Here is a 17,169-nt window from a genome sequence, read left to right as displayed (position 1 = left end):
GCCTCCGGTCGGCCTAACTATCCCGCGTGAATTCGCCCGCTCCTGCCGCCTCCGGACGGATCGCCGTGCTCGGGGCCCTGGTCATCGACCAGATCGCCGCCGGTGAGGTCGTCGAGCGGCCCGCCTCGGTCGTCAAGGAGCTGGTCGACAACAGCCTCGATGCCGGCGCCACGCGCATCGACGTCGAGCTCGAGGACGGCGGCATGGCCCGGATCTCCGTCCGCGACAATGGCCGCGGGATCCACCCCGACGACCTCCTGCTGGCCGTCACCCGCCACGCCACCAGCAAGCTGCGTCACGCCGCCGACATCGCCGACATCACCACCCTCGGCTTCCGCGGCGAGGCGCTCGCCAGCGTCGCCGCGGTCGCGCGCGTCGACCTCCGCAGCCGCCAGCCCGGCGCGGCCGTCGGCGTCCACCTGCACGGCATCCCTGGCGAGGCCCCCACCCTCACCCCGGCGGGCATGCCGGTCGGGACGCAGATCGAGGTCCACGCGCTGTTCGCCAACCTGCCGGCGCGGCGCAAGTTCATGCGCGCCGAGGCGACCGAGGTCGGCCACTGCAGCGACACCCTCCTGCGCCTCGCCATCGTCCACCCGGGCGTGCACTTCACCCTGCGCCACGGCAAGCGCGAGCTGCTCAACCTGCCGCGCGCCACCCGCGAAGGTCGCGTCGCCCAGGTGCTCGAGCGCCGGGTCGCCGGCCCGTTCTTCGTCTTCTCCGGCGAGGACGACGGCATCCGCGTCGAAGCCCATCTGCCTCACCCGACCGCCGCCGCCCGCGGTCGCGGCAGCCCTTACCTCGTCACCCGCCAGCGCGTCGTGCGGGAGCGCAGCCTCGCGCAGATCCTCACCCAGGCCTACGGCCTCGGCGGCGAGGCCCCCTCGGCCTGCCTGTTCGTCGAGCCGCCCGCCGGCGCGGTCGACGTCAACGTCCACCCGCAGAAGGCCGAGGTCCGCTTCAGCGAGCCGCAGCAGGTCTACGCGGCCGTCCGCCGGGTCCTCGCCGCCGCCGTCGCCGCCGCCCCGTGGGCCGGCGAGATCGCCGGTCTTTCGGGACAGGGCGCGACGAACATGTCCGATCGGCCAGCCGCCGACGAGGCCCGCGCGCCGGTCGGCGTGCCCCCGGGCCGGGGCGGCGCGATCCCGATCGGCTTCGCGCCGGTCCGCGTCGGCGAGCCGGCGCGTGTCGGTAGCGAGGACGACGAGCCCAGCGGCGCGACCCGGCCGACCGCCAGCGCTCGCCGTCGCGCCGGTCGCGACGAGGCAGACGAGGACGACGACGCGCCGCCCGCGAGCCGCCGACCCCTCGACGACGCGCGGCTCGCGAGCCCCCGACCCCCGCTCGACGACGAGGGTGACCACTCGCGCCGCTCGGGCCGCCAGCAACCGCTCGACGACGAGGGTGACCACTCGCGCCGCTCGGGCCGCCGGCCACCGCTCGACGAGGGCGACGAGGACGGCCTGTCGCCCGCCTTCGCCGACGACCTACCGGGCGAAGACGACGGCCCCGGCCCCGCGGTCCGTCGCGCCCAGCAGGCGGCCGCAGCCGCAGCGGCCGGCCGTCGCGCCGAGGCCGAAGCCTGGCTGAGCCGCGCCGAGGCCTCGATCGACGCCGCCCGCCGCCCGCTCGTCGAGACGGATCGCAGCCCGTCGACGCCCCCGCCCCGCCCCCGCTCCGGCCCGCTCACCGCCGCCACTCCGGCGGGCGACCCGGGGTGGGATCTCGATCTGGCCGCTTCACCAGCTGCCTCTCGAGACATGTCCCTTGGCGCAGGCGACGAGCGTACGCGCAGCGGCGAACGTGCCTCTTCAGACATGGCCCTCCGGGCAGATACGCCGGCGAGCGGCGGCTCGGCCGCGTCCGCTCGGCCCATCGGACAATCTGCCTCTTCAGACATGGCCCTTCGGGCAGATGCGCCGACGAGCGGCCACCAACGCTCTCGCGGAGGTTCGCTCGCGCCCGCTCCGGAGGGCGGCGGGCCGCCTGCCTCTTCAGACATGGCCTTGCGGGCAGAGGCGTCGACGAGCGGCGGCTCACCCGCGTCCGCTCGAGCTCCCACCGGAGCGCCTGCGCCCGGGGGCGTGCCCCTCCGCGCCGAAGCGACCGCGGCGAGCTCGGGCGTCGAACATGACTCTCAAGGCATGTCCTTCGACCCCGGTCCGGCCTCGGCGGATCGCGCAGGCGACGGCACCGGCTCGTCCGATCGCCCCGGGGACACGTACCGCGGCGCCTCGACTCGTTCGGACGCCGACGAACATGTAGCTCGGGACATGTCCGTCCGCGCCGGCGCACATGGCCCCCGAGACATGTCCCTCCGCGCGGCGACCGACGGGAGCGCCGAAGAACCTGCCCCTCGGGACATGTCGCTCGACCCCGACTCGGCCTCGCCCCCCGAGCTCCGGGCCGGTGAGCATGTCTCTCGGGACATGTCCCTCCGCGCCCGCTCGCCCGCCGGCGAGCACGACTCGCCGGACACCGACGCCTCCGCCGCCTGGCTGACCCGCGCCGGCGCCGTCAGCGAGCACGACCCCGCCCGCGACCGCGCGGCGGCGTGGGTCGAGCGGGCGGGCGGCGAGTTCCCGGCCGATCTGCGCGACAGCGCCGACCCGCTGCTGCGCTGGTCGGAGCGCCAGCCCGACCCGCCGCCGCCACCGCCCGCGCCCGCCGAGGAGCGGCGCCCGGGGGCCTACCGTCTGAGCACCCGCGCCCTCGACCACGGCTACGACCGCCACAAGCGCGCGGTCATGGAAGCAGCGGCGGCGCTCCGCCCCGACGGCGCCGCACCCCGCCCGGTCGAGCCCGAGCGCGAGGGGTCGCTCGAGCTGCTGCCGAACGACGTCCCCGGCCTTGCTCCTGGCCCTCGGGACATGCGCGAACAGACCGGTCCCAGCGGACAGGCGGCCCCGGCGACCGCGCCGCAGCGCCCCGACATCCCGGCCCTCCTCGCCTGTCTCCCGGGCCCGGTGGCCGTGTTCGCCGACCGCGACGCCCTGCTGGCCGTCGACCTGCGGCGCGTCCGCTCGCACCTGGTCTACCTCCGCCTGCAGCGCGACCTGGTCGGACGGCGCGCCGTCGCAGTGCAGGGCCTGCTGTCGCCCGCCGTGGTCCAGCGCCCGGCCGCCGACGTCGCGCTGATCCAGGCCGCCCGCACCGAGCTGCTCGGCCTCGGCGTCGACCTCGACGTGTTCGGCGACGACGCCGTGGTCGTCCGCGGCGTGCCGGCCCACCTGCGCCACTGCGTCGACGATGCCGACGCGGCCGACCTCGTGGCCCGGATCGTCCCGTGGCTGCGGATCCGCTCGAGCGACGACGACCGGGCCGCGCGTGAACGCGGCCTCCTCGACGCGATCGCGGCCACCTCGGGCGGCGATCCGGCGCCCCGCCTCGCCCGCCGCTGGCTCGCCGAGCTCGTCGACGCCGGCGCCGCGCTCGACGCGGTGCCGGGGATCCGCCGCTGGACCGCGAGCGCGCTGCTCGGAGGGGGATGATGATCGCGGACGTCGCGGCGACGGATCGCGCGGACGATCTTCCGCGCCTGCTCGCGGTCGTCGGCCCGACCGCGTCTGGAAAATCACGCCTCGCAATCGCCCTGGCCGAGCGCTTGCGCCTGCCGATCTTCTGCTGCGACTCGGTGCAGATCTATCGCGGCCTCGACATCGGCTCGGCCAAGGTCGACGCCGCCACGCGCGAGCGAGTGCCGCACCACCTGCTCGACCTCGTCGATCCCGACGCAGACTTCAGCGCCGGAGACTTCCAGTCGGCCGCGTGGCAATTGCTCGCGCGCGGCGCGGGCCTGTTCACCGGCGGCACCGGCTTTTACCTCCACGCCGTCACGCACACGCACAGCGGCGCCGATCCGGTCGCCGACGCTCCTGCCAGCGATCCGCGGCGCGCCGCCTTCACTGCGCAGTGGGAAGCACACGAGCGCGAGCACGCGGGCGCCGTACACGCGGAACTGCAGCGCCGCGATCCCCAGGCCGCAGCCGCGATTCACCCGCGCAACGTCGTGCGCGCCCTGCGAGCGCTGTGGCTGTGCGAAGCGCACGATCGACCCGTGAGCCTCGTCCGCGCCGAAGATCCGCAGCGTGCGCGAGCTCGCCTCGCCGCAGTCGTCCTCGAGCCCGAGTTCGCCGCTCTGGACCGCGCGATCGATGACCGCTGCGACGCGATGATCCGCGCCGGCCTCGTCGCCGAGGTGTCCAACCTCGTCGCCGCTGGGTATGATTCGCGCCATCGATCCATGCGAAGCCTCGGCTACCGCCAGATCCTCGATCACCTCGCCGGCCAGAGCCTCGGCGACGCCGTCGCTTCCATCAAGCAGGAGACGCGGCGCTACGCCCGGCGCCAGCGCACCTACTTCCGCAACCAGCTGGGCGCGGAGCGGACGATCGCGGTCTCGCGACCGATCTGGCCTTTGAGCCAGGTCGAACTGGAGCGCGAGGCCGACACCATCGCCGCCGAAGCCGCGGCGTTCCTCGCGGGGGGCCTGACATGAGCGGCAAAGTATTGGAGTTCGAGCGCCCGATCGTCGAGCTGGAGACGAAGATCCGCGAGCTCAAGGATCTGTCCAGCGCCAGCGGCGAGATGGCCGACGAGATCGCCAAGCTCGAGCAGCGGGCGGCCGAGCTGCAGCGCGAGCGGTTCGCCGCGCTCACGCCGTGGGAGCAGCTTCAGCTGGCCAAGCACCCCGACCGGCCCTACACGCTCGACTACATCGGCGAGATCCTCACCGACTTCGTCGAGCTCAAGGGCGACCGCGCCTTCGGCGACGACCCGGCGATCGTCGGCGGCATCGCCCGCCTCGACGGCCGCTCCGTGGTGGTGCTCGGCCAGCAGAAGGGCCGCAACACCAAGGAGAACCTCCACCGCAACTTCGGGATGGCCCGCCCCGAGGGCTACCGCAAGGCCCAGCGCCTGATGAGGATGGCCGACCAGTTCGGCCTGCCGCTGCTGTGCCTCATCGACACGGCCGGCGCCTACCCGGGCATCGGTGCCGAGGAGCGCGGCCAGGCCGAGGCCATCGCCACTTGCCTCGAGCTGATGGCCGGCCTGCGCGTGCCCTCGATCTCGGTCGTGATCGGCGAGGGCGGCTCGGGCGGCGCGCTGGCGATCGGCGTCACCGATCGGATCCTCATGCTCGAGCACGCGGTCTACTCGGTCATCTCGCCGCGCGGCTGCGCCTCGATCCTGTGGAAGGACGCCGAGGCCGAGCGCACCGCCGCCGAGCAGCTCAAGATGACCGCGCAGGACCTCGTCGGCCTCGGGATCTGCGACGAGGTCGTGCCCGAGACGCTCGGCGGCGCCCACCGCGGGCTCCCCGCCACCGCCGCCGCGCTCCACGACGCCCTCCGCCGCCACTACGGCGAGCTCGCCGCGCTCTCGGTCCAGGACCGGCTCGAGCGGCGCTACGCCAAGTTCCGGCGCATGGGTCACGTGGAGATGCAGGCTTAAGGTCGGCGTGGCGCTCTATCAGAACCTCCTGGTCCTCGCGGGGCTCATCCTCGCGATGGTCCTGCTCCGCACGATCCGCCGCCCCGGCGGCCCGCGCGGCTACGCGGCGGTGCTGGCGCTGCAGCTCGTCCTGACCTTCACCGCGATCGTCTACGAGGACAGGTACCTCGGGACAATCGCGATCTGTCTGTGCGCGCTGACGGTGATCGCCCCGGCCGTGCTCGAGCGCGCGGCCCGGCAGATGTTCGCGCTCGGGCGCCCGCGCCTGGCCGTGCGCCTGTCTGGCCTTCGGGCCATGTTGATGCCCGGCGCCGGCCTCGGTCGCCAGCAGCAGATCCTCCGCGGCTTCGCCCTCCTCGACCGCGACGGCGTCGACGCCGCGCTGGCCTACTTCCGCGGCCTCGTCGCGGCCGCCGAGGAGCCGGCCGAGCTGGCGGTGATCCACGAGCAGATCGTCGCCATGCTGCTGTTCGACCACCGCTGGAGCGAGGCGGTCACGCACTACGAGAGCCACTTCCACCCGAGCTACGCGGCGGTGCGGCCCACTCTGGCGCTCGGGATCTTGCGCGCCTTCGGCGAGCTCGGCCGCCACGACGCCGCGGCCGCGCTGCTGCGCTCGATCGAGGACGGCCCGCTCGGCAGCGAGACCGGCGCCGCCGAGCTGCTGGCCCAGGCGCGCCTCACCTTCCTCGCCCACGCCGGCGCGCTGGGCGTGGTCGAGGACGCCCTCGCGCGCGACCGCGGGCGCCGGCTCGGCCTGTCCCCGGGGACAGCCACGCTGTTCCTCGGCATCGCCGCCGCCCGCGCCGGCGACCCGCTGCGCGCCGACGCCTTGCTGCAGCAGGTCCCCGGGCTGGCGAAGCGCAGCGAGACGCGCCTCGCCGCCGCCGCCCGCACCGCCCGCGCCCACGTCGACGATCCTCCGCCGGTGTTCGACGACGCGCTCCACGGCTTCGTCCAGGCCGTCGGCGAACGCTTCCGCGACGCCGTCCGCGAGCGCAGCGGCACCCGCCGGCTGCAGCCGTTGGTCATGACCACCGCCCTGATCGCCGTCTCCGCCGGGTGGTACGCGATCACGCTCGCGGCCGGCTGGGCCGGCGTCGGCCTCCTGCGCGCCGGCGCCTTGACCGGCGAGCTGTGGCGCGCCGGCAGCTGGGGCCGCATCTTCACCGCCCCGTTCGTCCACGCCGACCTCGTCGGCCTGCTGCTCGACTGCTACTCGATCTGGCTCGCAGGACATGTCCTCGAGCGCATCCACGGCTGGGCCCGCACCGGCCTGATCGCCATCCTCGGCAGCGCCGCCGGCATGTGGGCCGCCGCCGTCGCCGACCCCGATCCGGCCCAGGTGATCGGCGGCGGCAACGCCCTCGCCGTCTCCGTGCTGGTCGCGACCCTGTGGACCCTGCTGCCCGCGCGCACCCCGGGCCTGCTGTCCACGGTCCGCCGCAGCGTCGTCCTCACCCTCCTGTTCCTGCTCGGCGCGCACGTGTTCGCCTGCATCCCGGGGGCCTACGGCCTGCGCTCCACGCCCCTGTCTCTCGGGACAGCCGCGTTCGTCGCCTCCGCGCTCACCCTGCTGCTGCCGCCGACCTTGCCCGGCTGGACCCGCCGGCCGCTGGCCGCCCTGTGCCTGGCTGCGATCGGCCTCGTCGGTCTCGGCGCCTTCCAGGTCGCGCGCGAGGATCCGATCGCCTTCGCCGTCGCTCACCGCGACCGCCGGGTCGTCGAGCAGGGCGTCGCGCTCGCGCTGCCGGCCAGCTTCGAGCGCGTCGACGCCGACGACCGCCGCCACCCGCTGCTGCAGGTGTTCCCCGGCTGGCTCGACACCCAGGCGCTGCGCGGCGGTCACCTGGTCCAGTTCGTGATCGTCCCCGAAGCCCCCGCCGAGGGCAGCGCCATGTTCGCCCTCGCCCCGGCCCTCGCGCGCGAGCTCGTGGTCCGCCCCGAGGACGCCCCCGCCCCCGAGTTCGCCGGCTTCGTCAACTACACCCTGCAGCGCAACGGCGAGACGATCGCGCGGCTCGTCGAGCGCCGCCTCGACGGCCGCGCCGTGCTCCTCCTGGCCGCCCCCGCGACCGCCCTCGACCCGGCTCCCACGCTCTATTCGGCGATCCTCGGCGACGCCGCCCTCGCCGAGTGAGCGAGACGCTCGCGGGTTTCGAGCGCCGCCTCGAGCACAGCGCCGTGCCCTGCCTGACGCCCGCGACTCGGCCTCCTCGCGGTACCGAGTGGGACGATCGCCTCAGTCCTCGACAGCCGCCTCGCTGACCGTCCTCGACGGGCGAGCGACGGGGTACGCTCGCCCCGTGCACATCGTCATCGATCGCCTGTGGGACGACCGTCCCGCGGCGCCTGCCGAACGGATCACCCTCGACCTCCGCGCTCGCGACGGCGCGCTCGAGATCGCCGTCGACGCCCCGTTCCACGGCGATCCTCCGCCGCCATCACCGCCGGGCTCGACCCCTGGCCTGTGGAATTTCGAGGTCGTCGAGCTGTTCCTGCACGCGCCCGGCGATCGCTACCTCGAGCTGGAGTTCGGCCCGCACGGCCACTCCCTCGCGCTGCAGTTCCACGGCGTCCGCACGCTCGTCGCCACCGTCCAGATCGACTTCCGCGCCGACCCCCCCGCGAGCGGGCGCTGGACCGGCGAGGCGCGCGTCCCGTCCGGCCTCCTGCCGCGAGACCTCGCCCGCTGGAACGCCCACGCGATCCACGGCCAGGGCGACGCCCGCCGCTACCTCTCGGCCCTCCCCGCCGGAGGCACCCGCCCGGACTTCCACCGCCCGGACGTCACCGCGGCGCTGGACCCGGCCCTGAGCCGCGACCTCGAGCGCATGGCCTGACCTGAAGAGCATGTCCCGACGGACATTCTTTGGAGAGCATGTCCCAAACGACATGCTCTCACGGACATCCGGAAACGACGGCCGGCACCGCGAGCGCGCCGGGGCGTGAACGAAGCGCGACGGCGCCCGCGCGGCGGTGCACGAGCGAGGCAGCGCGAAGCGCCCCGGTCACAGGGCGCGGACGCATCCGTCGGCCGCCTCGCCCGAAGGCTCGAGCGACCCCGCCGCCGTCGACGATATTGGCCGCCTCGCCCTCAGCCCGCGGCCTTGCGGATCGCCTCGCGGAACACCGCCTCCGGCTGTGCCCCCGAGATCGCAGTGCGTCCGTCGAAGATGAACAGCGGCACCCCGCGGACCCCGCTGCGGGCCGCGTGCTCGGCCTCCTGGCGGGTCTGCGCCAGCTCTTGCGGGTCGCTCGTCAGCTTCATCGCCTCTTCGCCCGAAAACCCGTGCGGCGCCGCGATCCCGGCCAGCACTGCCGGGTCGGCGATGTTCCTCCCCTCGAGGAAGTACGCCGCGAACAGCGCCCGCGACAGCGCCCGCTGGGTCCCCCGGGCCTCCGCGTGGCGCAGCAGCGTGTGGGCGCGCAGCGTCGGGTAGCCCATGCGCACCTTCTCGAAGTCGAGCGGGATGCCGGTCTCTCGCGCGGCGCGCTCGACGTTGGCGAACGCCGGCGTCGGGTCGCCGCCGAACTTCTGCCGCAGGCGCGCGCGGAGGTCGGTCCCGCTGTCGGGCCCGTCGGGGTCGAGCAGGTACGGGTGCAGCGTCACGGTCGCGGCGGCCTTCGTCTCGGCCAGCGCGCGCTCGAGCCGCTCGATGCCGATGAAGCACCACGGGCAGGCGATGTCGGACACGACGTCGATGTGCATCCCGGCGCTCCCTTCAGCTCGGCCGCACTGTGGCCATGTAGCTGCCCTTCTCGGTCAAGAACTTCATGAACCTGTCCGGGAAGTCCTCGGCCACCGACGACGTCACCGACGGCCGGCTCGCCAACCGCCGCGCCCACGCCTCGACCTTCGAGCCCGCCGGCCAGAACGCCCAGCCGGTGCGGGCCTCGAGCAGCGCGAAGCGGTACATCGCCGGCGCCGTGGCCACCTCGACCAGCTTGAACTCGTCGCTCGCCAGGTCGCCCTTGTTCAGCGCCTCGTCGTAGCGGGCCAGCGCCGCCGTCGCCGCCTTCGCCGCCGCCTCGAAGTCCGCCTGCGTCGCCGCGATGTAGACCCGGTACTGGGCCATCAGCAGGTCGCTGGCGACCTCGACCCACGCCCGCTGGCGCGCCCGCGTGAACGGCTCGGTGGGGATCACCGGCGGCGGGTGGGTCTCGTCGAGGAACTCGACGATCGCCGCCGACTCGAACAGCGGCGCCCCGTCGGCCACCAGCACCGGCACCTTGCCGCGCGGCGACAGGGCCAGGAACCACTCCGGCTTGTTCTCGAGGTCGACGTCGCGGCGGGTGTACTCGACCCCCTTCTCGCGCAGCATGATGCAGGCGCGGTGGACGAACGGGCACAGGGCGTGGCTGATCAGCTCGAGCTGCATCGGGGTTCCTCCGGATCTCACGACATGTCTGAAAGGACATGCGCCTTCGCGCATGTCCCGAAAACCATGCTCAGGCCGCCGGCGGGCGCAGGCTGGCGAACCCGATCTGGCCCGCCCCCGCCTGCAGGCGGCGGATCAGCTCGGCCTGGCCCTCCGCGTGGTAGCTGCTGCGGACCAGCGGACCGCTCTCGACGTGGACGATGCCGGCGGCCAGGGCGAGGCGCTTCAGCTCGGCGAACTCGTCGGGGTGGACGTAGCGGTGCACCGGCAGGTGCTTCTTGCTCGGCTGCAGGTACTGCCCGAGCGTCAGGATCGTCAGGCCGAGCCCGGCCAGCTGCTCGACGACCTCGCGGACCTCGGCCAGCTCCTCGCCGAGCCCGAGCATCAGCCCGGTCTTGACCAGCGCCCCGCGCTCGCGAGCCCGCCGGAGCACCGCGAACGAGCGGTCGTAGCGGGCCTGCACGCGGACCTCGCGGGACAGCCGCGGCACCGTCTCGAGGTTGTGGGCGAACACGTCGGGCCCGGCGTCGAGGACAGTGTCGACGTCGCCGAGGTCGCCCTTGAAGTCGGGCACCAGCACCTCGATCGTCATGTCCGGGGCCGCCGCGTGGCACGCGTGCAGCGTCTCGGCCCAGATCCCCGCGCCGCCGTCGGGCAGGTCGTCGCGATCGACCGACGTGATCACCGTGTGGTTCAGCTCGAGCGCCGCCAGCATCGTCGCCACCCGCGCCGGCTCGCCGTGATCGACCGGCAGCGGCCGCCCCGTCGCCACGTCGCAGAAGCGGCACGAGCGGGTGCAGATGTCGCCGAGGATCATGATCGTCAGCGCGCGGTGGTTCCAGCACTCGCCGATGTTCGGGCAGCTCGCGCTCTGACACACCGTGTGCAGCCCGAGCTCCTTGACCATGCGGCGCAGCGCCTGATAGCCGTCACCGCCGGGCATCGGCACGCGCAACCACTCGGGGTGGCGCTTGCGCGGCGCGGGCGCGGGCTCGGCCTCGGCTTGAACGATCGGCAGGCGAACGGTCACGCGCAAGGCATAGCACGCGGCCGCCTCTACAGCTCGAGGTCGGCGCGGACGTTCTCGTGCCCTTGCAGCCGCTCCAGCACCGCCACCAGCTCGGGATCGGACCCGGTGGGGAGGCGCACGTCGAGGGTCACGAGCAGGTCGCCCGGCTCGCCGCTCGGCGGCGCGATGCCCTTGCCCTTGAGCCGCAGCGTCTGCCCGTTCTGGCTCCCGGGCTTGAGCTTGAGCGTCACCGTCCCCGCGGGGGTCGGCACGTCGACGGGTCCGCCGCGCGCCGCCTCGAGCGCGGTCACGGGCAGGCTCATCTGCAGGTTGTTGCCCTCGCGCTTGAGGCGCGGGTGGGACGCCACCTTCACCGTGAGGATGATGTCGCCGGGCGGGTCGCCCGGGCCGCCCTGACCCCGCAGGCGCAGCTTGCTGCCGTCGGCGATCCCGGCCGGCACCTTGACGTCGAGCGTGCGCGAGCCGCCCTCCTGCGACTCGATGCGCAGCGGGATCACGGCCCCGCGCAGCATCTGCGAGAAGTCGATCGTGATCTCGCCCTCGATGTCGTGGCCGCGTGTGCTCACCGGGCGCCGGCCCGCGCGCGCGGCCGGGTCGACGACGCGGCCGCCGCCGAACAGCTGCGACAGCAGGTCGTCGAACGACACCCCGCGGGCGTCGCCGAAGTTCTGGAAGTTGAAGTGCCCGTCGGCGTCGAACCCGCCGCCGCCGAACCCGGCCGGACCGGCCGTGCGTCGGCGCCCGCCGCCCCGGGTCGCCTGCTGGTACGCGCGGGCGCGCTCCGGGTCGAAGCCCTGAGTCAGGCTCATGTCGCCGAACTCGTCGTAGTTCTTGCGCCGCTGCGCGTCGCCCAGCACCTCGTAGGCGCCGGACACCTCCTTGAACTTCTCCTCCGCCTTCTTGTCGCCCGGGTTCTTGTCCGGGTGAAGCTGCTGAGTCAGCTTGCGGAACGCCCGCTTGATCTCTTTCTCGTCGGCGGTGCGCGGCACGCCCAGGACTGAGTACAGGTCCTTCACGGCAGGCATTCTTGGGTCACACGCGGCCCTCGGCAAGGGGGCGGTGCGCCCGGCGCGGCCACAGTGGTGCCGGCGCCCTGTTTCGGCTAAAAGGGCGGCTCGTCATGGAAGAACATCCTTACGCCGAATTCCTCGGGCGCGTGGAGAAGCCCGGGCGCTACCTCGGCGGCGAGGAGCAGCAGATCCGCAAGTCGGGCGCCGGTCTCGCGTGTCGCTTCGTCCTCGCCTTCCCCGATCTCTACGAGATCGGCATGAGCCACCTGGGCACGAGGATCCTCTACGACCTCGTCAACGGCCACGACGATCTCGTGTGCGAGCGCGCGTTCAGCCCGTGGACCGACATGGAGGCCGAGCTGCGCGCGCGCGGTCTCCCGCTCGTCAGCCTCGAGACCGCCACCCCGCTGCGTGAGTTCGACGTCGTCGGCTTCAGCCTGCAGTACGAGCTGAGCTACACCAACGTCCTCCTCAACCTCGACCTCGGCGGGATCCCCTTGCGCTCGGCCGAGCGCGGCGACGCCGACCCGATCGTCCTCGCCGGCGGCCCCACGGCCACGCACCCTGAGCCGCTGGCCGCCTTCGTCGACCTCTTCCTCGTCGGCGAGGCCGAGGAGGTCCTGCCCGACCTCTTGCGCACGATCGGTCGCATGCGCCGCGAGGGCCGATCGCGGCGCGAGATCCTCGCCGCCGCCGCGCGCACGCCCGGCATCTACGCGCCCGCCTTCTACGCCGTCGAGCGCGACGAGCGGAGCGAGCTGCTCGTCGTCACCGGCCCCACCGACGAGGGTCGCGCGCTCGGCGTGCCCGAGCGCGTGGGCCGCGTGTACGTGCGCGATCTCGATCGCTTCCCCTTCCCCACGCGCTTCCCGATCCCCTACGCCGAGGCGATCTTCGACCGCGCCAGCGTCGAGATCACCCGCGGCTGCACCGAGGGCTGCCGCTTCTGCCAGGCCGGCATCATCTACCGGCCGGTCCGCGAGCGCGACCCCAAGCAGATCGTCAAGGCCGTGCTCGACGGCGTCGACGCGGCCGGCTTCTCCGAGACCAGCCTCACCGCGCTGTCGACCGCCGACGTCTCGTGCATCGACCCGCTGATCAAGGAGCTGGTGCCCGAGCTGAAGCGCCGCAAGATCAAGCTCGGCATCGCCAGCCTGCGCGCCTACGGCCTGAACGAGGGCCTGCTCGACGAGATCAAGAGCGTCGGCATCAGCGGCCTCACCTTCGCGCCCGAGGCCGGGACCCAGCGGATGCGCGACGTCATCAACAAGAACGTCAGCGACGACGACATTCTGACCTCGGCGCGGCGGATCTTCGAGCGCGGCTACGACCGCATCAAGATGTACTTCATCATGGGTCTGCCGACCGAGACGGAGGCCGACGTCGTCGGCATCGCCGAGACCGGCCGCAAGGTCCGCGAGGTCGCGCGCGAGCTCAAGCTGCAGCGCATGCCGACCGTCACCGTCAGCGTCTCGCAGCACGTGCCCAAGCCGCACACCCCGTTCCAGTGGGCGGCCATGGATGGCCTTTCGGACCTGTCCCAAAAGGTCAACATGCTGCGCGACCTGGCCCGGCGCTACCGCCTCGAGCTCAAGACCCACTCGCAGACCGAGAGCTGGCTCGAGTGCCTGTTCGCCCGCGGCGACCGCGACATGGGCGAGGTCCTCGGCCACGCCTACGCCGCCGGGGCCCGCTTCGACGGCTGGCGCGAGCGCTTCTCGATGGCCCGCTGGACCGCCGCGATCGCGGCCGTCGGCGTCGACCCGGCCCGCTACACCCGCACCATCCCGGTCGACGCCCGCCTCCCGTGGGACCACATCGACATCGGCCTCGAGCCTGGCTTCCTCGCCGAGGAGTACCGCAAGGCCCTGCGCGGCCGCAACTCTCCGCCGTGCGGCAAGCCGTTCGGCGCCAAGGTCCACCCGATCAGCCGCGAGGCCGCCGAGGCCGACGCGCGCCGCCTCGTCTGCTACGACTGCGGGATCGCCTGCGACATGTCCGAGATGCGCGGCGAGCGGATGGTCGCCCTCGACCGGCTCGCCGGCATGAAGGTCGAGCGACACGAGCGCGAGCGCGACGACGAGGTCGTCCGCGAGCGCGAGCGGGCCGTCGCCGCCGACCTGGTCCCGCTCGAGCGCCTGCGCGGCCGCCTCAACCCGAGCAAGCTGGCCGACGACAGCGCCTTCAAGGCCGCGGCCGAGGCCCCGTTCACGCGCGTGCGGGTGTTCTTCGCCAAGACCGGCCCGATGCGCTTCATGGGCCACCTCGACCTCACCCGCGTCTTGCCGCGCATGCTGCGGCGCGCCGGCGTCGAGGCCGCCTTCTCGCGCGGCTTCAACCCGGTCCCGCGCATGTCCTTCGGGCCAGCTCTGGCCCTCGGCGTCGGCGCCCGCGAGGAGGTCGTCGACCTCGACGTCCTGCTGCCGCGCAGCGACGCCGACATGGCCGGCCTGTGGAGCGACGACGACCGCCTGCGCGAGGCCCTGCTGCTGCGCGACAGGTTCGCCGTCGCCGCCCCGCCCGGCATCGACATCCTCGACGTCCGCGTCCTCGTCCAGGGCGAGCGCCGCCTCGGCGAGCTCGTCGCCGCCGCCGACTACGCCGTCGACCTCGGCCCCGAGCTGGCCGCGACCGTCGCCGCCGAGCTGCCCGCGCGCCTCGCCGGCCCGCTGCAGGTCGAGCGCGCCGGCAAGGCCAAGTCGGGCCGCGGCCTCAAGCGCCCGGTCGGCGAGGCGACCGCCGTCGACGTCGGCGCCGCCCTGCTCCACGCCGACGTCGACGTCGACGCCGGCCTGCTCCGCTTCCGCGTCCGCCTCAGCTCCGACGCCCCCGGCGCCCGCCCGCGCGAGGTCGTCCAGGCGCTCGTCGGCGCCGTCGTCCCCGACCACAAGCTGGTCCGCGAGCGCCTGCTCGCCCGCTCCGGCGACGCCCTCGTCAGCCTGCGCGCCCTCGGCCCGACCTTCGCCCCCCGGAAGCCGCGCCCCGAGCCGGACGGCGAACCTGACTTCACGGGCATGCTCGTCTAGCCATGTCCCTCGGGGCATGTCGTGAGCGACATGCCCCGCGGGACACCAGCTCCGGCGCTCCTTCGGTGCCCTGGTCGAGCAGTTCACCCGCGCGCTCGACCCCAACGAGGCCGCGCGCCGCTCTGCATCACCACCGAGCCGCCCCGAGTTCCGCCCGCGGCTGGTCGCGCTGAGCCGCGAGCGCTGGTCGAGCTGTGCCCGCGCGAGGTAGGACCGCATGCTGGCCACGCGCTGGCACGCTCCGGCGACGCCCCGTCGGCCTGCGACGGAGCATGCGCGCTTCTCCGGATAATGTCCTTCCAGACAGGGCCTCGAGAACATGTCGCAGAGGACATGCCCTCGAGGACCTTTCGCCGCGCGGCCCCAGCCCTCACCGCAACGAGGTCTTCGGCTGGCGGTCGTTCAAGTCCGACGTCGACTGCGCCGACACCAGCAAGCCGGCCGCCGCGGCCGCGATCGCGGTCTGCAGCTCGACCGGCAGCCCGGGGTCGATCCACACGTGGTGCGGCGCGAAGATCTGCACGGCTGCGACCGCCGCGCCCCCGGCGTCGCGGATCTCGTAGCCCACCGGCTCGGCGCTGGCGAAGCTCCGGCCTTGCAGCTGGTGCACCATCTTGATCGACAGCGTCGTCGTCCCGTCGGTCATCGACCCCGACAGCGAGTTGGGCCCGTACAGCTTGCCCGCGCTCTTGAGCTCGAGCTGCCACCCGCCCGCGCCCTCGGGCACCATCGTGCACACCAGCCCCGCATCGTTGCTGATGGCGAACAGCGCGCCCTGCTTGCTCGACCCGTACGCGCACGAGTTGGCCCAGCTCGCCGGCGCCCCGCCGGCCAGCGAGTACTCGAACGCCTGCTTCTTCGTCTCCCGCTCGTAGGGTCCCAGGGACGTGCGGCTGGTGGTCTGAAAGCCGCCCTTCGTCACCTTCGCCGTGTAGACCCCGAACGTCACCGGCTTGCGGAACGTCGCGAACGCCACCCCGCTCACCGGCTGCTCCGGCGCCTTCGCGGTGAGGGCCGGGTCCACCATCATCCGCGCATGGCAACCGGCGGACAGCAGCGTGAAGGCGACGGGCAGCGACGCGAACCAGCGAGCAGCTTTCGGCATAAGCACTCTCGGGGCGACCCCCCACGAAAGCGACGCTCGCCGATGCCAGCGATTCGTGCACCGGCCTCAGCCGTGATCCCCGTCACGGGTCCGCGCCGCCCGCGGATCCGCCGAGCCGCGCCCGACCCCGCTGCGCTCTGCCTCGCACCGAGGCACCCGACCCCCGTCCATCGGCCGCGTCCGCCTTGACGCCCCGATCCGCGCGCGGCATCCCGTCCCCATGCGCCCCCAACCATTGATCGCCGTCGCCGACGTCGAGGCCAGCAGCCGCTGGTACCAGCGCCTCCTCGGCTGCGAGAGCGGCCACGGCGGCCGCGAATACGAGCAGCTCGTCCACCGCGGCGCCCTGATCCTGCAGCTGCACCGCTGGGAGGTCGAGCACCACCACGGCCCGATCGGCGACCCCGACGCGCGCCCCCACGGCAACGGCGTTCTGCTGTGGTTCGAGACCGACGAGTTCGACGCCGCGGTCGCCCGCGCCGCCGAGCTGCGCGCCGAGGTCGTCCTCGCGCCGCACGTCAACCCCAACGCCGGCCACCGGGAGATCTGGCTGCGCGACCGCGACGGCTACACCGTCGTCCTCGCCAGCCGCGAGGGCGACCTCGGCTGACCGCCCGCTCCTCGCCTGTCGATTCGGACATGTCTTCATCGACCTGTCCCGGACGCCATGCTCCGAACCGCCCGGCTCGCGCCCGCGCACGGCCGCGCCACGGCGGCTCCCCGATGGACCTCCCCCGCCCACCTGCGATCCTCTCGCCATGACCGAGCGGGACTACGAGCTGCTGGACCTCTGCGTGGAGCACGGCTGCATCCTCGTCGCCGCCGGCGAGGTCGGCGACGAGCGCTACGCCAGGCTGCTGCGCGAGTGCGAGGACATGCAGGACCGCGGCCTCGCCACCGCCCACTACCTCGCCCGCGGCTTCCGGGTCGCCCTCACCGACGCCGGTCGCCGCCGGCGCGCCGGCCAGCCGTAGCGGCCGCTATCGACGCTCCCTCGAGCCTCGCTCGTCGGCCCCACCCCGGCCATTTTCGCCGCGTTGCTCGTCGATCGCGCGGGCACCTCGATCGGCCGAGGCGGCCGCGATGCGGCGTTTCGCGGCGACTAGCGCGTCGACACAGTGCTCCACGCACGCTCGCAGCGCCCCACCCAGGCCCGCGCCCC

The 17,169-nt window shown here is 73.7% G+C and carries 13 protein-coding genes; 8 read left to right on the top strand and 5 right to left on the bottom strand.

From position 1 onward, the window contains the following. Positions 1–26: 26 nt before the first annotated feature. From mutL to O0S08_RS19660, 5 genes are all read left to right on the top strand, one after another. Positions 27–3,491, top strand: coding sequence for a DNA mismatch repair endonuclease MutL (gene mutL / locus O0S08_RS19680; protein ID WP_269040734.1), 3,465 nt, complete (start codon positions 27–29; stop codon positions 3,489–3,491). After that, a complete protein-coding gene (gene miaA, locus O0S08_RS19675) occupies positions 3,491–4,498 on the top strand; it encodes a tRNA (adenosine(37)-N6)-dimethylallyltransferase MiaA (RefSeq protein WP_269040733.1) in 1,008 nt (335 codons plus the stop codon). The genes mutL and miaA overlap by 1 nt, the downstream gene beginning before the upstream one ends. Next, entirely contained in the window at positions 4,495–5,454 is a 960-nt protein-coding gene (locus O0S08_RS19670; RefSeq protein ID WP_269040732.1) for an acetyl-CoA carboxylase carboxyltransferase subunit alpha, read from the top strand. The genes miaA and O0S08_RS19670 overlap by 4 nt, the downstream gene beginning before the upstream one ends. Before the next feature lie 7 nt (positions 5,455–5,461). Further along, entirely contained in the window at positions 5,462–7,594 is a 2,133-nt protein-coding gene (locus tag O0S08_RS19665) for a rhomboid family intramembrane serine protease (RefSeq protein WP_269040731.1), read from the top strand. 166 nt (positions 7,595–7,760) lie between these two features. Beyond that, on the top strand, positions 7,761–8,297 hold the full coding sequence (locus tag O0S08_RS19660; RefSeq protein WP_269040730.1) for a DOMON domain-containing protein: 537 nt from the start codon (positions 7,761–7,763) through the stop codon (positions 8,295–8,297). Between the two features lie 254 nt (positions 8,298–8,551). Here O0S08_RS19660 and O0S08_RS19655 read toward each other — a convergent pair whose 3' ends face one another. The 4 genes from O0S08_RS19655 to O0S08_RS19640 all read right to left on the bottom strand — a co-directional run bounded on the left by O0S08_RS19655 (position 8,552) and on the right by O0S08_RS19640 (position 11,882). Continuing rightward, the gene (locus tag O0S08_RS19655; protein ID WP_269040729.1) at positions 8,552–9,166 is read right to left on the bottom strand and encodes a DsbA family oxidoreductase; all 615 of its coding nucleotides are present in this window, start codon (positions 9,164–9,166) and stop codon (positions 8,552–8,554) included. 13 nt (positions 9,167–9,179) lie between these two features. Continuing rightward, positions 9,180–9,836 carry a glutathione S-transferase family protein gene (locus tag O0S08_RS19650; protein WP_269040728.1) on the bottom strand — a complete coding sequence of 219 codons (657 nt, stop codon included), beginning with the start codon at positions 9,834–9,836 and terminating at the stop codon, positions 9,180–9,182. Between the two features lie 70 nt (positions 9,837–9,906). Beyond that, on the bottom strand, positions 9,907–10,866 hold the full coding sequence (gene lipA, locus O0S08_RS19645) for a lipoyl synthase (protein ID WP_269040727.1): 960 nt from the start codon (positions 10,864–10,866) through the stop codon (positions 9,907–9,909). A gap of 26 nt (positions 10,867–10,892) precedes the next feature. Next, complete coding sequence (locus O0S08_RS19640) at positions 10,893–11,882, bottom strand: DnaJ C-terminal domain-containing protein (protein WP_269040726.1); 990 nt, start codon at positions 11,880–11,882, stop codon at positions 10,893–10,895. Positions 11,883–11,986: 104 nt separating this feature from the next. Here O0S08_RS19640 and O0S08_RS19635 point away from each other — a divergent pair, with 104 nt between their 5' ends. Continuing rightward, on the top strand, positions 11,987–14,902 hold the full coding sequence (locus O0S08_RS19635; RefSeq protein WP_269040725.1) for a TIGR03960 family B12-binding radical SAM protein: 2,916 nt from the start codon (positions 11,987–11,989) through the stop codon (positions 14,900–14,902). A 370-nt stretch (positions 14,903–15,272) separates the two neighbouring features. On the opposite strand, the gene O0S08_RS19630 is transcribed toward O0S08_RS19635, so the two are convergent. Further along, complete coding sequence (locus O0S08_RS19630; protein ID WP_269040724.1) at positions 15,273–16,007, bottom strand: hypothetical protein; 735 nt, start codon at positions 16,005–16,007, stop codon at positions 15,273–15,275. A gap of 220 nt (positions 16,008–16,227) precedes the next feature. Here O0S08_RS19630 and O0S08_RS19625 point away from each other — a divergent pair, with 220 nt between their 5' ends. Together O0S08_RS19625 and O0S08_RS19620 are read left to right on the top strand one after the other, a co-directional pair. Next, positions 16,228–16,617, top strand: coding sequence for a VOC family protein (locus O0S08_RS19625; protein ID WP_269040723.1), 390 nt, complete (start codon positions 16,228–16,230; stop codon positions 16,615–16,617). Positions 16,618–16,765: 148 nt separating this feature from the next. After that, positions 16,766–16,981 (top strand): hypothetical protein, encoded by a 216-nt coding sequence (locus O0S08_RS19620; RefSeq protein WP_269040722.1) that lies wholly within the window; start codon positions 16,766–16,768, stop codon positions 16,979–16,981. The last annotated feature ends 188 nt before the right edge of the window (positions 16,982–17,169 follow it).

The organism is Nannocystis punicea, assembly GCF_026965555.1.
Classification (GTDB): domain Bacteria; phylum Myxococcota_A; class Polyangia; order Nannocystales; family Nannocystaceae; genus Nannocystis; species Nannocystis punicea.
Note: the sequence above shows the minus strand (reverse complement) of the source record. Positions and strands in the feature narration are given on the sequence as shown.